Origin of the sequence: Microbispora sp. KK1-11 (assembly GCF_006874435.1) — a bacterium.
Taxonomy (GTDB): Bacteria; Actinomycetota; Actinomycetes; order Streptosporangiales; family Streptosporangiaceae; genus Microbispora; species Microbispora catharanthi.
Genome location: NZ_VIRJ01000062.1, coordinates 1 through 18,927, shown reverse-complemented (window position 1 = coordinate 18,927; position 18,927 = coordinate 1). Strand labels below are relative to the sequence as shown.

19 protein-coding genes and 2 pseudogenes are annotated in these 18,927 nt (G+C 72.1%); 12 read left to right on the top strand and 9 right to left on the bottom strand.

Going from position 1 to position 18,927, the window contains the following annotated elements:
* A pseudogene (locus FLW16_RS42210) lies at positions 1–148 on the top strand (IS5/IS1182 family transposase); the annotation flags it as partial.
* A gap of 107 nt (positions 149–255) precedes the next feature.
* Complete coding sequence (locus tag FLW16_RS42205) at positions 256–1,773, top strand: alpha/beta hydrolase domain-containing protein (protein ID WP_142566609.1); 1,518 nt, start codon at positions 256–258, stop codon at positions 1,771–1,773.
* A 90-nt stretch (positions 1,774–1,863) separates the two neighbouring features.
* On the opposite strand, the gene FLW16_RS42200 is transcribed toward FLW16_RS42205, so the two are convergent.
* A complete protein-coding gene (locus tag FLW16_RS42200) occupies positions 1,864–2,508 on the bottom strand; it encodes an FMN-dependent NADH-azoreductase (protein ID WP_142566608.1) in 645 nt (214 codons plus the stop codon).
* 83 nt (positions 2,509–2,591) lie between these two features.
* Between FLW16_RS42200 and FLW16_RS42195 the strand changes: the two genes are divergently transcribed.
* The 3 genes from FLW16_RS42195 (at position 2,592) to FLW16_RS42185 (ending at position 4,092) form a co-directional block, all read left to right on the top strand.
* Positions 2,592–3,080: a MarR family winged helix-turn-helix transcriptional regulator gene (locus FLW16_RS42195; RefSeq protein WP_142566607.1), complete on the top strand. Its 489-nt coding sequence runs from the start codon at positions 2,592–2,594 to the stop codon at positions 3,078–3,080.
* Positions 3,081–3,151: 71 nt separating this feature from the next.
* On the top strand, positions 3,152–3,709 hold the full coding sequence (locus FLW16_RS42190) for a MarR family winged helix-turn-helix transcriptional regulator (protein WP_142566606.1): 558 nt from the start codon (positions 3,152–3,154) through the stop codon (positions 3,707–3,709).
* The gene (locus FLW16_RS42185; RefSeq protein WP_142566605.1) at positions 3,706–4,092 is read left to right on the top strand and encodes a hypothetical protein; all 387 of its coding nucleotides are present in this window, start codon (positions 3,706–3,708) and stop codon (positions 4,090–4,092) included. Before FLW16_RS42190 ends, FLW16_RS42185 begins: the two co-directional genes overlap by 4 nt.
* Positions 4,093–4,156: 64 nt before the next feature.
* Here the strand turns inward: FLW16_RS42185 and FLW16_RS42180 are convergent, their stop codons facing one another.
* Entirely contained in the window at positions 4,157–6,004 is a 1,848-nt protein-coding gene (locus tag FLW16_RS42180; RefSeq protein ID WP_312847197.1) for an FAD-dependent oxidoreductase, read from the bottom strand.
* 105 nt (positions 6,005–6,109) lie between these two features.
* Positions 6,110–6,649: a GNAT family N-acetyltransferase gene (locus FLW16_RS42175; RefSeq protein WP_142566604.1), complete on the bottom strand. Its 540-nt coding sequence runs from the start codon at positions 6,647–6,649 to the stop codon at positions 6,110–6,112.
* Positions 6,650–6,773: 124 nt separating this feature from the next.
* Here FLW16_RS42175 and FLW16_RS42170 point away from each other — a divergent pair, with 124 nt between their 5' ends.
* From FLW16_RS42170 to FLW16_RS42155, 4 genes are read left to right on the top strand one after another with little or no spacing between them, the layout of a single operon-like run.
* Complete coding sequence (locus FLW16_RS42170; RefSeq protein WP_142566603.1) at positions 6,774–10,055, top strand: BTAD domain-containing putative transcriptional regulator; 3,282 nt, start codon at positions 6,774–6,776, stop codon at positions 10,053–10,055.
* A gap of 43 nt (positions 10,056–10,098) precedes the next feature.
* A complete protein-coding gene (locus FLW16_RS42165; protein WP_142566602.1) occupies positions 10,099–10,743 on the top strand; it encodes a hemerythrin domain-containing protein in 645 nt (214 codons plus the stop codon).
* Complete coding sequence (locus FLW16_RS42160; RefSeq protein ID WP_142566601.1) at positions 10,740–11,732, top strand: pyridoxamine 5'-phosphate oxidase family protein; 993 nt, start codon at positions 10,740–10,742, stop codon at positions 11,730–11,732. The genes FLW16_RS42165 and FLW16_RS42160 overlap by 4 nt, the downstream gene beginning before the upstream one ends.
* Positions 11,733–11,755: 23 nt before the next feature.
* Positions 11,756–13,003: an MFS transporter gene (locus tag FLW16_RS42155; protein ID WP_221891580.1), complete on the top strand. Its 1,248-nt coding sequence runs from the start codon at positions 11,756–11,758 to the stop codon at positions 13,001–13,003.
* 4 nt (positions 13,004–13,007) lie between these two features.
* Here the strand turns inward: FLW16_RS42155 and FLW16_RS42150 are convergent, their stop codons facing one another.
* The gene (locus FLW16_RS42150; protein ID WP_142566600.1) at positions 13,008–13,451 is read right to left on the bottom strand and encodes a MarR family winged helix-turn-helix transcriptional regulator; all 444 of its coding nucleotides are present in this window, start codon (positions 13,449–13,451) and stop codon (positions 13,008–13,010) included.
* An 89-nt stretch (positions 13,452–13,540) separates the two neighbouring features.
* On the opposite strand from FLW16_RS42150, the gene FLW16_RS42145 reads away from it, so the two are divergent.
* Positions 13,541–14,110: an isochorismatase family protein gene (locus FLW16_RS42145; protein WP_142566599.1), complete on the top strand. Its 570-nt coding sequence runs from the start codon at positions 13,541–13,543 to the stop codon at positions 14,108–14,110.
* Between the two features lie 4 nt (positions 14,111–14,114).
* Here the strand turns inward: FLW16_RS42145 and FLW16_RS42140 are convergent, their stop codons facing one another.
* From FLW16_RS42140 to FLW16_RS42130, 3 genes are all read right to left on the bottom strand, one after another.
* Complete coding sequence (locus tag FLW16_RS42140; protein ID WP_142566598.1) at positions 14,115–15,653, bottom strand: FAD-dependent monooxygenase; 1,539 nt, start codon at positions 15,651–15,653, stop codon at positions 14,115–14,117.
* A gap of 220 nt (positions 15,654–15,873) precedes the next feature.
* Entirely contained in the window at positions 15,874–16,497 is a 624-nt protein-coding gene (locus FLW16_RS42135) for a TetR family transcriptional regulator (RefSeq protein ID WP_142566597.1), read from the bottom strand.
* Between the two features lie 94 nt (positions 16,498–16,591).
* Positions 16,592–16,813: an EF-hand domain-containing protein gene (locus FLW16_RS42130; protein WP_142566596.1), complete on the bottom strand. Its 222-nt coding sequence runs from the start codon at positions 16,811–16,813 to the stop codon at positions 16,592–16,594.
* 408 nt (positions 16,814–17,221) lie between these two features.
* On the opposite strand from FLW16_RS42130, the gene FLW16_RS44295 reads away from it, so the two are divergent.
* Positions 17,222–17,407 (top strand): hypothetical protein, encoded by a 186-nt coding sequence (locus FLW16_RS44295; RefSeq protein ID WP_185949846.1) that lies wholly within the window; start codon positions 17,222–17,224, stop codon positions 17,405–17,407.
* Here the strand turns inward: FLW16_RS44295 and FLW16_RS42115 are convergent.
* Positions 17,350–17,547: pseudogene (locus tag FLW16_RS42115) on the bottom strand (DUF4158 domain-containing protein); the annotation flags it as partial. The gene FLW16_RS44295 and the pseudogene FLW16_RS42115 overlap by 58 nt on opposite strands.
* 211 nt (positions 17,548–17,758) lie before the next feature.
* Positions 17,759–17,971, bottom strand: coding sequence for a hypothetical protein (locus tag FLW16_RS42110; RefSeq protein ID WP_142566595.1), 213 nt, complete (start codon positions 17,969–17,971; stop codon positions 17,759–17,761).
* 125 nt (positions 17,972–18,096) lie between these two features.
* On the opposite strand from FLW16_RS42110, the gene FLW16_RS46075 reads away from it, so the two are divergent.
* A complete protein-coding gene (locus FLW16_RS46075; protein ID WP_312847196.1) occupies positions 18,097–18,804 on the top strand; it encodes a response regulator transcription factor in 708 nt (235 codons plus the stop codon).
* Positions 18,805–18,927: the final 123 nt, after the last annotated feature.

Sequence of the window (18,927 nt, the reverse complement as noted above, 5' to 3'; positions counted from 1 at the left end):
AGAGCGCTACAAGAAGCGCAACGTTGTCGAGCGGGCGATCAACCGGCTGAAGAACTTCCGGGCTGTGGCCACCCGCTACGACAAGCGCGCTTACATCTATCTCGGCACCGTGACCGTGGCAGCCCTGGTGATCTGGCTCCGCACGTGATCCAAGAAACAGGCCCTAGCGCCAACGCAGGTGATTCCGCCGATTACCCGGCCGGGTGGGGCGGGCGACACTGTGCCTCCCCGACATTCGTCTCACGGAGGTAACCCGTGCGCGTACCCGTCCGGTCCCCCCGGCGGCGGATCACCGCCGCGGCGCTGGGGGCGGCGCTCGCCGCCGCCCTCCTCGGCGCCCCGCCGGCCGCCCAGGCCGCGGCGGCGAGCCCTGCCATCAGCGTCCCGGCCGCCGGCGACCACGGCTTCCCGTTCCTCGCCGCGGCGGAGGATCTCGGCTCGTTCGGCTTCACGGAGAGCGAGTACTTCATCGAGGGCGCCGCCACCTCCTACGCCAAGTCCGGCGTCTGGACCTCTGACGGCCGGTGGAACGTCCGGGCGGCCGGCCGCGCCGCGTACAAGACCCGGCTCCTGGTCCGCCGGCCCGCCGACCCGGCGAGGTTCAACGGCACGGTCGTGGTCGAGTGGCTCAACGTCAGCGGCCAGATCGACCTGTCCCCGGACTACTGGTTCGAACGCGACGAACTGCTGCGCAAGGGCTACGCGTGGGTCGGCGTCTCGGCGCAGGATGTCGGCGTCAACGGCGGCCTCGGCGAGATCCGCGGTCTCAAGGGCTGGGACCCGGCGCGGTACGGCAGCCTCGTCCACCCCGGCGACGCCTACGCGTACGACATCTTCTCCCAGGCCGGGCAGGCGCTGCGCACGCCGAACGGGCCCGATCCGCTCGGCGGCCTGCACGTCACGACGCTGCTCGCCGACGGCGAGTCGCAGTCGGCCGGCTTCATGACGACGTACGCCAACGCCGTCCAGCCCGTGTCGAAGGTCTACGACGGATTCATGATCCACAGCAACGGCGCGATGGGCGCCCCGATCAGCGGCAGCCTGCTCGACGTGCTGGCGATGCCGAACCCGAGCAGGATCCGTACGGACCTGACGGTGCCGACGTTCGTCGTGCTCACCGAGACAGACGTGCCGACGACGTTCGTGGCCCGGCAGCCGGACACCGACCGGGTGGTGCACTGGGAGCTGGCCGGTACGGCCCACGGCGACCAGTGGGCCTACGACCTCGGTGACGCGACGGTGCAGAAGTCGGCGGGCTCCGCCGCGCCGAGTGCCGACTGCGCCGCCGGGTCGGCGCCGTTCAACGACGGACCCGGCCACTACTCCATGAACGCGGCGCTGCGTCACCTGGCCGCCTGGGCGAGGGGCGGGCCCCGGCCGCCGAGCGGGGCGTTGCTGCACCCCGACCTGCGAGACCCGGCCACGGGCCTGGCCGCGGGCGGCATCCGGCTCCCCGACGTGACGGTGCCGACCCGCACGCTGACGGGGGAGCGGGACACCAGCGGCAGCGGCGTCTTCTGCGGACTCTACGGCTCCCGCGACCCGTGGAACGGCGACGCCGACCCGTGGGACCGGCACGACGCAGGCGACCCGTCCGACCCGTTCCTGCCGCGTACGGCCGAGCCGGTGCTCGCCCGGCTCTACCCGACGCACGCCGACTACGTGGGCAAGGTGCGGGCGGCCGCGCAGGCGTCGGTGAGCGACGGATACCTCCTGCCGGAGGACGCGACCACGATCGTCACCGCCGCGGAGAACTCCGGCATCGGCGGCTGACGCGGCCCGGCGCCCTCGACGGCCAAGGCCCCTTTCCCGCGCCGGGGAAGGGGCCTTCGCCGGCTGGATGCCCGCCTCCGCCGGGCTCCCTCACGCGACGGCGGCGGGAGTCCAGAGACCGTCGATCGCCTGCTCCGCCGCCGCGAGGCTCTTGTCGGCCAGCGGGATCAGCTCGGTCATCGACGGTGTGACGTAGGCGAGGGTGAGCTCGGCCGTGATGAAGCGGGGCCGCAGGCCTGTCATGGAGAGGCCGTGCGGCAGCCACGGCTCGGCGTGGTCCCATCCCTCGCGTGGGGTCCCCGCCCCGTAGCCGCCGCCGCGACTCGCGAGGACCAGGAAGTCACGCCCGCCCAGCAGGCCCTCGCCCGTCGCGGGGTCGTACGACAGTCCGGGGGCGATGAGGTGGTCGACCCAGGACTTGACGGCGCTGGGCGCCCCGAAGTTGTAGAGCGGGAGCCCGAGCACGATCGTGTCGGCCTCCCTCACCTCGCCGACCAACTGTTCCGTCAACGCCCACGAGGCCGCCTGGGCCGGGGTGTGCTGCTCCCGAGGGACCATCCGGGCCAGGCCGTTCTCCTGGTCGAGATGCGGGAGCGGGGCGCCGCCCAGGTCGCGGTAGGTGACGGTGCCCCCGGGATGCGCGGCGCGCCAGGCGGCGACGGCCCGCGCGGTGAGCTTGCGGCTGACGGAACGCTCGCCCTGGATGCTCGCGTCGATGTGCAGCAGATGAGACATCTCATGACCTCTCATAGATGGTTGATGCTGCATCAATAATTAGTCTTATGTGAATGACGGGTCAAGTCGGCTAAAGTTGAACCATGACGTCCCTGCCCGTCGTCAACCAGCCGGTGCACCGGTGCGGCGCGCTGCTCGAACACCTCGCGCGCCGTCTGCGTCTTCGTTCCGAATCGGTGCTCGCGCCGCTCGGCCTGCGTCCCCGCCACCTCGTCGCCCTCACGGTGCTGCGGGACCGCGGCGGCAGCACCCAGCAGGCGCTCGCGAGCACGCTGGAGATGGACGGGACCAACGTCGTCGGGCTGCTCAACGACCTGGAGGCCGAGAAGCTGATCGAGCGGCGGCGGTCGCCGGAGGATCGCCGAAGGCACATCGTCGAACTCACCGACGCCGGTGCGAAGCGGCTCGCGAAGGCCGAGTTCGCGCTGGCCGCGGTCGAGGACGAGGTGCTCTGCGCGCTCGACCACGACCAGCGCGAGACTCTCTACGGCCTGCTCCAGCAGGTGGCCACCGGCAGCGCGGAGGCGGCCTGCGTGGAGGTGGCCGCCTGCGACGAAGCCCCACCCTGCTGATAACGGCTGCCGGCCTGCCGCCAGTAATAGATCGCCAAATCTGGAAGTAGGTACTAATCTACGTTCTTACTATGAAGGACGTAGATACCTATGAGCATGATCCTGACGGCTTTCTCTACGACCCGCGAGCCAGGGCGGCGATGGCGTGGATCGCCGGTGAGGACGGTGATCTGCGCGCGTTCGAGGCGAGCGCGGCCGTCCGCACCGCCTGTCACGCCGTCGAGCGCCTGCGCGCCCACGGCTCCGAGGGCAGAGGCGTCAGCGCGGGCGCTCTCGACCTGCTGATGCGGCTCGCCGCGAGCGAGCGGGGGATCAGCATCGGCGAGCTCGCCCGGGCCGCCGGGGTCAGCTCCCGCAACGTCACCGGCCTGGTGGACACCCTCGAACGCGACGGGCTGGCCCGCCGGGTCCCCGACCCGAATGACCGGCGTTCGGTCCGCGCCGAGATCACCCCGGCCGGCCGGGAGTGGATCGAGAACTTCCGCGAGCCGTCGAGGCTCGCCATGAAGGCGCTGTTCCAGGGGTTCACGCCCGAAGAGCTGGTCGTCCTGCGTGACCTGTGCCTGCGCCTGACCGCCAACCAGCAGCGCCTCTCCGCCCACCTTCGTCAGATCGGATCCCAGCGATGACCACCCGGGAACAGACGCGCCGCGCCGTACGCGGGTATCACGAGGCCCGTTTCCGCGGGGACGCGACCGCCGCCGCGGCGCATCTGGGGGAGCCCTTCCGGTTCCAGAGCCCGTTCTTCGGTTCCGACGACCGGGCCGGGCATCTGGCGACGTTGCCGGGGTTCGTGTCGATCGTGACCAGGGTGGACCTCATCAGCGAGCTGTACGGCGAAGCCGAGGCGACGCTCGTGTACGACGTGCACACCGCGACGCCGGCCGGCACGCAGCGCACGGCCGAGCACTTCCGCCTGGACGACGACAAGATCGTCTCGATCATGCTGGTGTTCGACGCGTCGCCCTGGCAGCCGATGCGAGCAGAGATCGAGCCGGATCCCGGGCGGTGACCCCCGGCCTGCTCGCGTGGACCCGCGGGGCCCCTGGGCACGAAGGACCCCGCGGGAGTACGCGTCAGCCGTTGACCTCCAGGGCCACGCGTACGGCCGACTCCAGCGCGCCCTCGATCCAGGAGTGTTTGAGCGAGGTGTGTTCGCCGGCGAAGTGCAGCGGGCCCTCGGGGACGGCGATGGCGGGGTGGATCTCGGTCATCTGGCCGGGCGTGAAGACCGCTGCCTCGCCGAAGGCGTAGCGGTTGCGCATCCAGCTCTGGGTCTGGCCGCGGCCGGTGTAGAACTCCGCGATGCGGTCTCCGTGCACCTCCTGGAGCCCGCGCAGCGCGTAGCCGTACCGTTCCTCGTCGTCCATCGAGTCCCAGCGGGTCGCGTCGTCGGCCCACGAGTAGCTGGCCAGCACGACGCCGCCGTCGCTGCCCGGCACGGGGTGCGAGGGGAAGTAGATGAACCGGTTGGCGTTGTCGCAGACCGACCCGCCGCCCGTCACGTGCGCCACCGGCCCGGGGCGGTAGCGGCCGCCGAGCTCGCGCTTCCAGTCCTCCTCGGTGAACTCCCACCAGCGCCTGCGGAACTCCAGCAGCACCTTGGTGGCGGAGTCGTAGTGCAGTTCCATGATCGAGCGGCGCTTGCGATAGGACAGGGCCGGCGCGATCTCGACGTGGCGCAGCGCGGAGAACGGGACCGTGATGATCGCCACGTCTCCCTCGAAGGTCTCCCGCGGCGTCTGCCGGGTGAACTCCGATTCCGTGCTGCCCGCCTCGCTGACCGTCGCGATGCGCACGCGGTGTCCGGACGTCTCGATCCGTACGGCCCTGCGGTCCATGCGGATCTCGTCGCGCAGGCCCGGCTCCAGCGCGTACGGCAGCTCCCTGCTGCCGCCGACCATCTCCCAGTAGGTCACGGCCGGGTTGACGAGGCTGCGGGTGAGGAACGTGTGCATGAACGACAGCGGCAGCCGGGAGGTGAGGTTCTCCAGCGTGCCGATGGCGTCGATCGCCTCGTCGCCGAGCTTCGCGTGCTCGGTGAGGTAGGCGTACATCGAGTAGCCGTCGAAGTCGTACAGTAGGCGGGCCCAGCCCTCGATCTGCTCGGGCAGCGGCTTGTCGATGCGCTTGTCGCCCCTGCGTACGGAGAAGTAGTCCCGCGCCGGGTCCAGCGCGGTGTCGAGGATCTCGGCCGCGGTCCGGTCGTCCCTGAGGCCGAACGACGCGTTGATCCTGCGGGGATCCCTGGCGTACTCGTCGCGCCGCTGGGTGATGCCGTTGACGTGGATGAACGTGTGGTTCATGCGCGGGGGCGCCGTGAATGCGCCCTTGGGCGGGCCGGAACGCCACTCCTGTCCCGTGTACGAGGTGTAGACGACCGGCGGCACCGGTCCGCGGGGGACGGCGCCCGGCGGCACGTCGACGTTGTAGAAGGGCCGGCGCGTGATCCCCAGCTTGTCGATGAGCGCCAGCGTCAGCGGGTGGAAGTCCGGGATGCGCATGGCACCCGCCTCGGCGTACTGCCGCCTGTCCCGGAAGCCGGTCCGGAAGGTCTTGATCCGGCCGCCGATCCGGTTGCCGTTGGCCTCGATGACGGTGACGTGGTGCCCGGCCCGCTTCAGCAGCGTCGCGGCCACCAGGCCGGAGATCCCGGCCCCGACGATCAGGACCTTCTTCGGCGTGCGGGTCCTGGGCAGGCCGTTGTCGATGAGCACCTGCAGGTAGCGGTGCTTGAGATCGTTGCCATGATTGTCGACGAGCAGGTGGTCGCGCGCCACCCGAAGACAGGTCTGCCAGCGCTCTCCCGCGTACGGCGCGCGCGCCGCCGAGGCGGGGGCCGTGCCCAGGGACGGACTCATGACCGATCCCACCGCGCCCAGCCCGGCCAGCTTGGCGAATCCCCGACGGTCGATTGAGACCACGAACTCCTCCTCCGCGAGTCGGTTACGGAGAGTGAGTTTCGGGGTCATGGTCATACGACGGCACGCGACGCGCCGGGGGCGGGCAACTGGTGTCCCAGGCAATGGTCAAGACGAGGGGGCGTCGTCCAGCGTTCGCTCCCAGAACACCTCGTCATGCCATGCGCCCTCGAGGAAGATGTGGGCGTGGGCGACCCCCCAGGGGCGGAAGCCGTTGGCGCGCAGCACCCGCTGCGAGGCCAGGTTGTCCATCCGGGTGTGCGCCTCCGCGCGGTGCAGTCCGAGCTCCTCGGCCATCACGATGAGTATCCGGCTCACCGCCCGGGTCGCGTGCCCCCTGCCGTCGAAGGCCGAGGCGACCCAGTAGCCCAGGAAGCCCTTCCTGAAGGGGCCGCGCAGGATCGTGCTCACGGTCACCTGACCGACGACCTCGCCGCCCGCGAGGATGACCGCCGGCCAGCGCTCGCCCCGGTCGTGCTCGCCGAGCAGCGTCTCGATGCGCCGGCGCTGCCCGGCCGCCGTGTAGAACTCGTCGGGCTGGGCCGGTTCCCAGGCGGCGTACGCCCGTCTGTCGCGGGCGCGGTGCGCCGCGATCACCTCGGCGTCGTCCACCCGGATGAGCCGGATCGTGGTGTCCTCGTCAGCCATGCGGTCCTCTCCTCGGCTCGTCTGCCGTCCGAGCTGCCGGGTGATCGTATCCCCGCCGGCGCCGTCCGGTGGGCCGGGAAAGTTACGGCTGGACCGGTTCAAGCCGTCTCTCTAGCATTGGCCCGTGCGGCTGAACGTCCTCGGTCCCATGGAACTCGTCGTGGCAGGGCAGGCCGTGCCGGCAGGGCCGCCCAAGCAGCGAGCGCTCCTGGCCCTCCTCGTGATGAACGCCGATCGAGTGCTCCCTGCGGACATGCTGGCCGACCGGCTCTGGGGCGGCAGCCCGCCCGCGAGTGCCCAGGGCAGCCTCCAGGTGTACGTCTCCAACCTGCGCCGCCGCCTGGAACCCGGCCGGAAAGCCGGGGCGCCGGCCACGGTCCTGGTCAGCGCGGCGGACGGGTACGGCCTGATGACCGGCGGGATCGATCTCGACACGCGGGACTTCGACGCGCTCGTGGCCACGGGATCGGCACACCTGGGCGAGGGACGGCACGAGCAGGCGGCGGCCGTGCTCACCGAGGCGCTCGCCCTGTGGCGGGGCGACGCGTACGCCGACGCGCGGTCCGAGGAGTGGGCGCGGCCGGAGATCGCCCGCCTGGAGCAGCTCCGGCTCGACGCGGTCGAAGGGCTGGCGGAGGCACTGCTGGAGCTGGGCCGCCACACGGACGTGGTCGCGCGGCTCGAACCGTTCGTGCACGACCACCCGCTGCGGGAGCGGGCCTGGGAACTGCTCGCGCTGGCCCACTACCGGTCGGGCCGTCAGGCGGCGGCGCTGGAGTGCCTGCGCAAGGTGCGCGAGGTGCTGGCGGGCGAGCTCGGCATCGATCCGGGGCCCCGGCTGCGCGAGCTGGAGACCGCCGTGCTGCGCCAGGACGCCGCGCTGACCGCGGCGGCAAGGCCCGCCGCGCCGCCCCCGAGACGGCCCGATCCCGGACGACGCGATCCCGGGCGGCGCGAGGACCACGGACCGTTCGTGGGACGCGAGAGCGCGCTGGAGTTCCTGGCCGGCGCCATGAAGGCGGCGTCCACGGCCCGGCAGATCGTGCTCGTGGACGGCGAGCCGGGTGTCGGCAAGACCAGCCTGCTCAGGAGGTTCCGCGCGACCGCCGGCGTCCCGGTGGGGTGGGGGTCGAGCCCCGACCACGAGACGGCGCCCGCTCTGTGGCCGTGGGAGCAGGTGCTGCGCGACCTCGCGGACGCGGCGCCCGGCGCCGTCCTGCCCGGGGAGGTCCGCACGTTCCTGTCGGGCGGGGTGGAGGCGATCCCGGCGTACGACGCGCAGGGGGCGCGGCTGCGGTTCTTCGAGGCGGTCGGGACGTTCCTGGCCGATCTCGGTCCGGTCGCCGTCGTCTTGGAGGACGTCCACGCGGCCGACGACGCGACGCTGCGCCTGCTGGTCCACGTCGCGTCCACCGCGCGGCCGGGCCTGCTGGTCGTGGCCAGCTTCCGGCGGCACGAGGCGTCGGCGCTGACCGCCACCCTGTCGGCGCTGTCCCGGCTCGGCGCGCGCAGGCTGGGGCTCGACGGGCTCGCGGCCGTGGAGGTGCGCGCGCTCGTGCGGGAGCTGTCAGGCCGTGACCCGGGCAGCCGGAAGGCCGAGGAACTGCGTGGCCGCACCGGGGGGAACCCGTTCTTCCTCGCTGAGCTGGCCCGGGCGGGTGAGGAGCTGCCGCAGGGCGTGCTCGACGTCGTGCTGCACCGGGTGGCCGGGCTGGGGGAGGAGACGGCCGCCCTGCTGGAGCTGGCCGCGGTCGCGGGCGACGAGTTCGAGGCGCGGGTCGTGGCCGAGGTCGCCGGGCGCGACCTGGGCGACCTGGTGCCGTCGCTGGACGCGGCGCTGGCGGCCGGTCTGATCCGCGAGTCGGGCGCCGGGCTGGGCGGGTACGCGTTCGCGCACGCCCTGGTGACCGACGCGTTGCTGTCGCGCCGCTCCCGCCTCTGGCGGGCGGGCGTGCACGCCCGGCTGGCCGGCGTGCTCACCCGTGCGTACGGCGACCGCGACGACCAGGCGGCGACCATCGCGCGGCACTGGCTGGCGGCGGCCGAGCTGGGCCCGCAGCCGGCCCGCATGGCGATGGACTACGCCGCCCGTGCCGCGCGTGCGGCCATGCGCAGGCACGCGCCCGACGACGCGGTCACCTCGTGGCAGGAGGCGCTGGCGGCGGCCGAGCTCGCCGGGGCGGAGGCGGCCGAGCGGTTCGAGCTCGCGGTCGGCCTGGCCGAGAGCCGCTACGCCGCCGGGCGGTACGACGAGGGCTACGAGGCGATCGAACAGGCGCTGGCCCTCGCCGGAGACGACCTGGAGCGGGCCGTCAGGGCCGCCGACATCGCGATGGGGCACGGTGTCTGGGTCCCGTTCCGGCATGGCCTGGACGTGCGCGTCCTGCGGGAGTCGATGGACCGCGCCGTGCGCGAGCTGCCGCGCAACGCCTCCGCCTGGGCGTCCGCGCAGGCCGTGCGGGCCGTCGTGCTGGCCCAGACCGGCGGCGAGGACCAGGTCGACGAGGTCTCGTCGCAGGCGGTGGCGGCGGCCGAGCGGCTGGACGACCCCATGCTGCTGCGGCGCGTGCTCCATCTGCGGCTGCTCGCCATGCAGGGGCAGGACTTCATCGACCAGCTGGCCGAGACCGCGCGGCGCCTGCTGGCGGAGCCGGACCTGTCGTCCCAGCTCAGGGTGATCGCACAGCTGCACCTCGTCGCTCATCTCGTCGAGTACGGCCGGGTGGCGGAGGCGCGCGGGTTGCTGACGGAGACCGACGCCCTGCTGCGCGGCCTGCACAACCCGACGCTGGCGCTGCAGGCGGCGATCGCGCACGCGGGGCTCGACCTGTTCCAGGGCGTGCCGGAGCCGACCCGCCACTTCGAGCCGGTCAGGGCGACGTTGTCCTTCTCCGACCTCGCGTACTTCGAGGTGGGCATGCTCGCCATTCGGGCCGAGACGCTCCTGCAGGAGGACCGCCTCGGCGCGGAGGTGGAATGGATCGAGGAGATGCTCCGGCGTACGGGCCTGGCGGGGCTCGCCTACGTTCTGGCGTACGCGCTGGCGGACCTGGGCGAGCGTGAGCGTGCTCTGCGGCTGCTGCGTGAGACCCCTCCCCCTCCGCGCGACTACCACTGGGCGATGGCCACCATGTGCCGGCTGCACGCGGCGATCCGGCTCGGCGAGATGGACGTCGTGCGGGAGGTTTACGACGCGTTCCTTCCCTTCGCCGGCCTGCTGCACGTGAACGGCACCTGCACCACCGTCGACGGGGCGTACGACGGCCACTTGGGCGAGGCGCTGCTGGCGCTGGGGGACCGCGAGGGAGCGCGGGCCCATCTGCGGGAGGCGGTGCGCGTCCTGGAGGAGGCGGGCGCGGGCTACTGGCTGTCAAGGGCCCGACAAGCCCTCGACAAGTGCTCATAAGGGCAGGAAAAGCACGCTGTTCCCAACCGAAGTGAGGGAACAGATGATCACACAAGAACACCTCGCCGGCTTCCTGCTGATGCACGCCGGTTTCCGGGCGGAGTTCGGCCGCCTCGCCGAGGCGTGCCGCGGCCCCCGGGACGGCGAGCACGAGGAACTCCTGGAGGAGCAGCTCGCGCTCCTGCTGGAGATGCTCCACGCCCACCACACCCACGAGGACAGCACGTTGTGGCCCACGCTCGTCGCCCACGCCCCCGAGGCGGCGGACGTGCTGGCCGAGCTGGAGTCCGAGCACGCCGTGCTCGACCCGCTCGTGGCGGTCGCCGCCGACCGCGCGGTGCCCCTGCCGGAGCGCGCTCCCGCTCTGCGGCGGCTGCACGAGCTGCTCAACGAGCACCTCGACCACGAGGAGCGCACGGCCGTGCCGCTGATGCTTCGGCACCTCACTCCTGACGACATCGAGGCGGACAAGCGCCAGGCGACGGCCGACTTCGGCCGCCGCAGGATCCCCGTCATCTTCGGCTGGCTCGCCTCCAGCGCCGGCCCCGCCCTGCTCACGGCCGCGCTCGCGGACCTGCCGGTCGTGGCCCGGCTGATGTTCCGCCTGTTCTGGTGGCCCGCCTACCAGCGGCGGTTCGCCCGGCTGTACGGCGCCTCCATCTCCCTGCCCGCACCTCTGGAGTCATGATGACCACCCTGACCACCACCTGGCCGCACGAGGCGGCAGAGCTGTTCGACCGCGCCGTCGTCTGCGAGTACGCCTCGCTCACCCGTGACGGACGGCCCGTCACCTGGCCGGTCACGCCGTACGTCGGCGCGGGCGGCACGCTCGACGTGAGCACCGGCCTCACCTATCCCGACAAGGCGGAGCGGGCCCGCCGCGACCCGCGGGTCGCGCTGCTGTTCTCCTCCGCCGACGGCAGCGGCCTCTACCGGCCGCCCATCGTCCTCGTGCAGGGCCGCGCCGCCGTACGCGACGCCGATCTGCAGGCCAACACCGACAGGTATGTCCGGGAGTCCCTGGCCAAGACAGGCTCCGGGTTCGCCGGGATGCCGTGGTTCCTGACGAAGCGGCTGGGGTGGTACTTCGCCCGCATCTACGTCGAGGTCACCCCGGAGCGGATCGTTTGGTGGCCCGAGGGCGACCTGTCCCGGACACCGGAGGTGTGGACCCGGCCCGGTGAGGCGGCCGCGCCCGTCTCCGACCCCGCTCCGAAGGGCCCCCGGCTGCCGAGCAGGTCCGTCGCGCCGGCGGACTGGCGGCCCTTCGCCGGCCGCGCGGCCCGCCTGGGCGAGCCCGTCGTCACCATGGTCGACGCCGGCGGCATGCCGCTGGCCGTGCGCACCCGCTCGGCCGTACGCACCGAGGCGGGCTTCGACCTGCTGCTGCCCGCGGGCGTCGAGGCCGTCGGCGGGCCGGTGTGCCTCACCTTCCATGGGCACGGCCCAAAGATGGAGTGGCAGGAGAACGTGGTGCTCGTCGGCACCGCGACGGGGGAGGGCGACCGGCTGAGCGTAAAGGTCGAGCGGGCCCTGAACGACTGGAGCCTCTCCGGGAGCCGTCGCGAGCGGAACCGCTCGTTCCTGGGCCAGGGCAGGATGCTCAGGAAGCGCCTGAAGGCCGAGGCCGCCCGCCGGGGCCAGCCCGTCCCCGTCGTCCGCCGCCCCCGCACCTGATCTACGTACGGCAGCATGGTGGGGTGGCAAAGGGATCACAGCTGTGGCGTAACCGGGATTTCTCCGTGTTCTGGGCGTCCCAGACGCTGTCGGTCGCGGGGGACTCCTTCGCCCTCATCGCCGTTCCCCTGCTCGTGCTGCACGTGACCGGATCGGTCGCGCAGATGGGCCTGCTGACCGGCCTGGCGAGCGCCGCGTCGGTGGCGGCGGGGGTCTTCGCCGGGGTCCTGGTCGACCGGCTCGACCGCAGGCGCCTGCTGATCTGGTGCGACGTGGCGAGGATGGCGCTGTACGGCATCGTCCCGGTCGCCTGGGCCTTCGGGCCGAAGGTCTGGCTGCTCTACGTGGTCCTGCCGCTCAGCGAGGCGATCGGCATGGTCTTCCAGGTCGCGTACGTCACGGCCGTGCGGGGCCTGGTCGACGCGGACCGGATCACCGAGGCCAACGGACGGCTGGGCGCCACCGCCGCCGCGGCGGGGGTCGGCGGGCCGCTGCTGGCCGGGGTGGTGGCGGGCTGGTTCGGCCCCACGGCCGCCATCGCGATCAACGCGGCCAGCTTCGGGGTCTCCGCGCTGGGCATCCTGCTGATCCGGCTCAGACGGCAGCCGGCGCCCTCGCCCTCGCCCTCGCCCTCGCCGGAGGAAGCACGGGGGCCCTGGCACGAGCTGCTCGCCGGGGCCCGCTTCCTGTGGCGGCAGCCGGTGCTGCGTGCCCTGACCGTCCTGCTGTCGTTCTTCATCTTCCTGACCCTCGGGCTGACCGACGTGCTGATCTACCACCTCAAGCACGACCTCGGCCAGCCCGACGGCGCCGTGGGGGTGGTGCTCGCGGTCGCCGCGCTGGGCACCGTCGCCGGCTCGCTCCTCGTCGGTCCCGTACGCCGCCGGCTGGGGTTCGGCGCGTCCTGGATCGGGGCGATCACGGTCGCCGGGCTCGCCATCGTGGGACTCGGCGTGTCCACCGGCCTCCCGGTGGCCGCGGGGACGGCCGCCGCCTATCTCGCCTGCGTCAGCGTGGCCGGGATCTGCTCGATGTCGCTGCGCCAGCAGGTCACCCCCGACCACCTGCTCGGCAGGGTCACCTCGGCGTTCTGGACGATCCACTACGCGCTGGGCCCGGCGGGGGCGGCCGTGCTGACCTGGGGCGCGCAGCGCCACGGGGTCGCGGTGGTCTGCCTGCTGGCCGGGGCGACCTGCCTGCTGATCGCGGTCGCCGCGTTCTTCACGCCCATCCGCCAGCAGAATCCGGAGCTGTCCGGCGCCACCGGCTGACGGCTCACGTCCTGCGGCCCGGCCCGGGCGGCTCCCAGTCGACGAGGCGGCGAACCAGGTCCACCGCGCCCGCCAGCGTCTCCCGCTCGGCGGGAGACAGCGTGTCCTCGATCGCCTGGGCGAGCCAGTCGGCCCGCCGGGCGCGCACCTGTTCCAGGGCGTCGAGCCCGGCGGCGGTCAGCGAGACGGGCGCCTTGCGGCCGTCGACGGGATGCGTGCCGCGCTCGGCGAGCCCCTGGTCGATCAGCTGGCCGACGGTGCGGGCCATCGACTGCGGGCGCACCCGCCGGGCGGCGGCGAGGTCACTGGTGGTCATCGGGCCCTGCCGCCCGAGCAGGCCGATGACCGCGACGATCCCCGGAGGCATCGGGTCGTCCTCGCGCACCCGCCTGACCAGTTGCCCGACCACGAGCCGCAGCTCGGCGGCGACCTCGGACGCGTCCCTCATGGGCTCAGCGTAGCCGAGATGTACAGCCTTGCTGGCAATCTATTCAGCATGACTGTACAGTTCGGCTGTCTATCTCTGAAGGAGCACACATGCCCGTCACGCTGCTCGACGACCGTACGGCCGTCGTCCTGATCGACCTGCAGAAGGGGATCACCGCCCTGCCCACCGCGCATCCGGCGGCCGAGGTCGTCGCCAACGCCGCCCGGCTCGCGGGGGCGGCGCGCGAGCGGGGCCTTCCGGTCGTGCGGGTGCGGGTGGCGTTCTCCCCCGACGGCGGTGACGTGCTGCGGGCCCGGACGGACGCGCCCGGGCCCGCGATCGCGCCCGCGCCCGACTTCGCCGAGTACGACGAGCGGGTGCCGGACGGGCCGACCGACATCGCGATCACCAAGCGGGGCTGGGACGCCTTCCACGGCACCGAGCTCGACCTGCAACTGCGCCGCCGGAAGATCACGGGGATCGTGCTGGCGGGGATCTCCACCAGCATCGGCGTGGAGTCCACCGCGCGCGGCGCCCGGGAGCGGGGCTACGAGATCGCGGTGGCCTCCGACGCGGTCACCGACCTGGTCGCCTCGGCCCACGAGAACGCTCTCGGGGTGATCCTGCCGCGGATCGCCCAGATCGACACGACCGAGGCCATCCTCGCCGCCTTCGCCTGACCCTTCAGCGAGCGGTGCCGAAGGCGGAGGCCAGGGCCGTACGCAGGGTGTCGTGCTCCTTCGCGTCCGGCCTGGGGGAGTCGGACGCCCAGGCCACGTAGCAGTCGGGGCGCAGCAACAGCGCGGTGGGGAGGCCGGCCTGGCTCGTCTTCGCGGTGACGAGGTCCACGCGGTCGCGCCGGCCGTCGAGGGCCCCGGCGAGCGCGGCGTCCGGCGTGAGGTCGATGAGCAGCGGCCGGGCCGTCCTGGTCAGCTCGGCCAGCCGTACGGAGCCGGTCTCCGTCTCCAGCACCAGGTCGGGGGCCGGCCGCCCGGTGAGGGGGTGGGTTCCCTCCAGGTCATACCTGATGTCCGCGCCGGACATCATGTCCGCGATGCGCTTGGTGGTCCGCTCGTCGCGCAGCAACTCGGTGAGCAGTACACGCAGCGCCGTGACCTCGGGCCCGGGGGCGATGAGCGCCGACTGCGCCTGCGTGTGCATGACCACGCGCTCCGCGGCCGGCCGCCGCTCGGTCTCGTACGTGTCGAGCAGGCCGGGCGGGGCCCAGCCGTGGATCTCGGCGGCCAGCTTCCAGCCCAGGTTGATCGCGTCCTGGAGGCCCAGGTTCAGGCCGGGTCCGCCGATCGCGCTGTGCACGTGCGCGGCGTCGCCAAGCAGCAGCACCCGGCCGTCCCGGAAGCGCTCGGCCAGGCGGGTGTTGCCGCCGCTCAGGCGGCGCAACTGGTGCGGGCCGGGACCCTCGGGCGGGCCGAACGGCAGGTCGACGCCGAGCACGCGGCGCACGCTCTCCCTCAGCTCGTCCAGGCTCATCGGTTGGTCGCCGCCGTCCTGGTGCCATTCCGTGGCGTTCACGAGCGTTCTGGTGGGGAACGGCGCGTACACGAACAGACCATGGTCGGTGCGGTGGTGCATGAACGGGGGGATCGGTCCGTAGCCGGGCACGTTCAGCCCACCGGTGACCGGGTCGATCAGCTCGGCGGGCACGGTGACGTGCGCGCCGCGGGAGACCGAGTCGTCCCTGGTCACCCCGGGAAAGCCGATGCCGCACAGCTTGCGGGTGACGCTGTGCCCGCCGTCCGCGCCGACGAGGTGGCGGGTGCGCAGCCGATAGGTCCCCTCGGGTCCGGCGATCTCCGCGGTGACGCCGTCCTCGTCCTGGGAGAGCCCGGTCAGCTCGTGTCCCCGGCGGATCTCCACGCCGAGTTCGAGGGCGCGCTCCTCCAGCACCTGCTCGATCCGGCGCTGTGGCACCGCCAGGCCGTACATCGGATTGTCGTCGAGCCTGCTCAGGTCGAGTGGCATCGCGCCGAACACGAAGGCGGGGGCCGGCCGGGGCGGCTCGGCGCTGCCGCTCAGGCGTTCGTACAGGCCGCGCCGGTCGAGGGCGCGTACGACCTGGCCGACCAGTCCGTTGGCCCGGTTCTCCTCCGTGCGCCCGGGCAGGCGTTCCAGCACGATCGGCCGCACTCCGGCCAGGCTCAGCTCGCAGGCGAGCATGAGCCCGTTCGGTCCGGCTCCGGCGATCACGACGTCGGCGGTCATGGCGGTCCTCCTTGGGGATTCCGCGGGCATGGCTGATGGAAGGCATGGCTGATGGAAGGCGTGGCTGATGGAAGGCGTGGCGAATTTCCGGCATGGCGAATGACGGGGCGGCGTGGTTGCTTACGGCGCCCCTGTGTCAGGGCGTGAAAGACCGAGCGGCGTGCCGGCGTGGCACGTCACATCGGGAGTTCGGGAACGCCCCAGCGGGGGCGTTCGTTTGTCAGGGCTCGGGCAGTCCGGCGGAGAGCCGGTCGAGCGCGTCCTCGATGAGCGGTCTGACGGGCACCGGTGGGTCGGCCCGCAACCACTGGTCCATCGCCACCCTGATCGCGACCCCGGCCGCGCCCGCCACCAGGCGCGGGTAGAGGTCGCGGGCGACGTCGGTGCCGGTCCGCTCGGCGATCGCGGCGGCCAGTTCGTCCTCGGCGATGGCGTTGGCCTTGAGCATCTCGCCCTGCAGCGAGGGCTCGCTGACCATGAGCCGAATGCCGGTCTGCCACTGCTGGTCCGGCTGTCTGGCGTCGTAGCTCGCGCCCATCGCGAGCTGGGTGATTACGGCGATCTTGATAGCCTCCCACAGGGACTCCGACGCCGGACGGCGGCGCAGTTCCTGTGCGATCAGGCGGGCGCGGTCGAGGTGCCTGGCGGCGATCGCCTCACCCTTGCTGGAGAAGTAGTTGTTGAAGGTCCGCGGCGCCACGCCGGCCTCCGCGGCGATGTCCTCCACGCGTACGTTCTCCAGCCCGCGCTCCACGGCGAGCCGGATCGCCGCCCAGCTCAGCGCGATGCGCGTCTCCTGCTTCTTGCGCTCACGCAGCCCTGGACGCTCGCCTTCCCTGCTCACAGGACCACCATACAACTACTTGCGCGTGGCGCAAAGATGCGTGAGGCGTAAATTTGCGTGTGACGCACTTTTATACGTCCGGCGGTGAAGTGCCTCAGTCGCGGGCACCGGTCAGACGGATGAACTCCTCCAGGGAGAACCGGCCGTCGGCGTCCACGTCGGCGTCCCGGTCGAGCGCGCCGATCGCCTCCGGCGGCAGGGCCGGAAAGTGTGACCGCAGCTCCGCCTCGGTGATGAAGCCGTCGCCATCGCCGTCGATCGCCTCGAATTCGCGCTTGAGGGTCTCGAACCGCTCGTGGCTGAGTTCGTGAGTCACAAGGACCTGCCTTCACACCGGGGGACGACACCAGACAACCTATGCCGTACGGCGCGAAAGATCGATGGCGGGCCGGGCTTCGCGAACGGCGGCCTCAGCGGCTCACGGCGGTCTCCCGCTCCACATGCGACAGCTTCTCGGGATTGCGCACGTGGTACACGCCGGTGACGTAGCCGTTCTCGAGCCGCATCGCCAGCACACCGTCGATCTCTCCGTCGACCCGGACGAACAGCCCCGGTCCGCCGTTGATCTGCGGGGGATCGTTCGTGATCCGGTGGTGACGTGCAATGGTGACCGGTTGCGCTTTGCGTCCTTCTCCGCCTGTGGCGGCGTCTACGCCTGGCTGGATGTCCTGCAGGAGGCCCTCGAGGGCGAGGTCGTCGAGCTCGGTACCACAGCAGCGGCTTCTTGCTCACCTGCCGTCGCGACAGCTCCGGCAACCGGCGCACGGCGGCCAGCACGCGCCGCCCGCCCGGCGCCGCCGACAACGCCTTGGACTCGCCCAGCAGCCGCACCTTCGACATGTTCACCCGGCCCAGCCCGAAGCCGGCGTACCGAACGGTCCCGATCTGGACGGCGACGCCCAGCCGGTGAGAATCGGCCCTCGACTGCGCGATCACATTCCGGTCGAAGCTGTCGAGGAAGAAGAACTTCTCCAAGTCTGACAGCGATGGCACCTCGGCGAACGAAGCGTAGGCGGCCCTCTGCTCGGCAGACAGAAATTCCGCAGGCATAGCCCGCACGGGTAGGGCCATATCGGTCGAGATCAACTCATAGTGATTGATGCGGTTACAAGTGAGGATGTTTCATCCGTCAGTGCGTCTTGACCTTCTCAGCGCCAACGGCTCTCCATCGGCTCCTCGCTCCCGGAAACGGCGGAGTGCGCGTTGGCCCCGGAGCATCGTCGACCCGCGTGATCGGGTAGAGGAGGCGTCGCTGATCTCATCACGTCCTCGGCCAGTCGGCGAGTTCGGTGAACAGGAGTGCCTCGGCGAGACAGGCGCGTTCGAAGTCGGCCAGGTGCAGGTTCTCGTCGGTGCTGTGGGCGCGGCTGGCCGGATCGCCTCCCGGGCTCGTGATGAGGACGGCAGCCCTCGGGTACGCGGCGGCGAATTCCGCCACGAAGGGGATGGCGCCGCCGCCTCCGAGATCGACCACGTCGGCGTCGAAGGCCCGCTGATAGGCGCGCGGCGTGCCGCGTCAAAGGCCGGACCTCGGGTGTCGACCGCGTACGGCTGCGCGATCTCCGCCTCGGTGACCTCGACCTGCGCGCCCCAAGGCGTGTGGTCGCGGAGGTGCCTGGCCAGGGCAGCGCGGGCCCGTACCGCGTCGTCGCCCAGCGCGATGCGCAGGCTCACCTTGGCTCGGGCGGATGCGGTGAGGGCGTTGGCGGCTCCAGCCCGCGCTACCTGTGGCCGGTGATCGAAGCGGGCGCATCCCTGGCCGTACCCGGCCTGGCCGCGACCGTGGCGGCGTTGCCGGTGATCGGGCCCGTCCAGGAGGCCCACCGCCTCGCCTACACCGCCGCGACCGGACAGCCGGGCCTTTGGGCCCGCGTCGGGGCCGCGTGGAGAGATCTTCGCGAGCTATACCCTCAGGCTCTGGCCCTGCTGCGGGCCGCGGAACACGCCGCGGAAACAGGAGACCGCGTCGCGGCCTCCTCCCATCTGACCAACGCCTCCCGCGAGGCGGGCCGCCTGCGGGCAGATCCCTTGAGCGCCCGGATCGAACGGCTGGCGCGCCTGGCCCGGACCCCCCTCGCCGTGCAGGGTGAGACCGAGTCGGCCGAGGAGCGCGAATTCGGCCTCACGCCGCGCGAGCGGGACGTGCTGCGCCTGGTCGCCGACGGCCGTACCGACCGGCAGATCGCCGAGGAACTGTTCATCTCGGTCAAGACGGCGGGCGCGCATGTGAGCAACATCCTCGCCAAGCTCGGCGTACGCAGTCGCGTGCAAGCCGCCACGGCCGCCCACCGACACGAGTTGATCTAGTACTACAGCCAGGTTTTGTGATCTATAGTTCTGGATCATGTCTGATGAGCTGACCGCGGGCGACCTTCAAGAGTGGGTGGCCGGGCTGGATGTGTTGTTCGCGCGGGTGGCGGGACGGTTCGG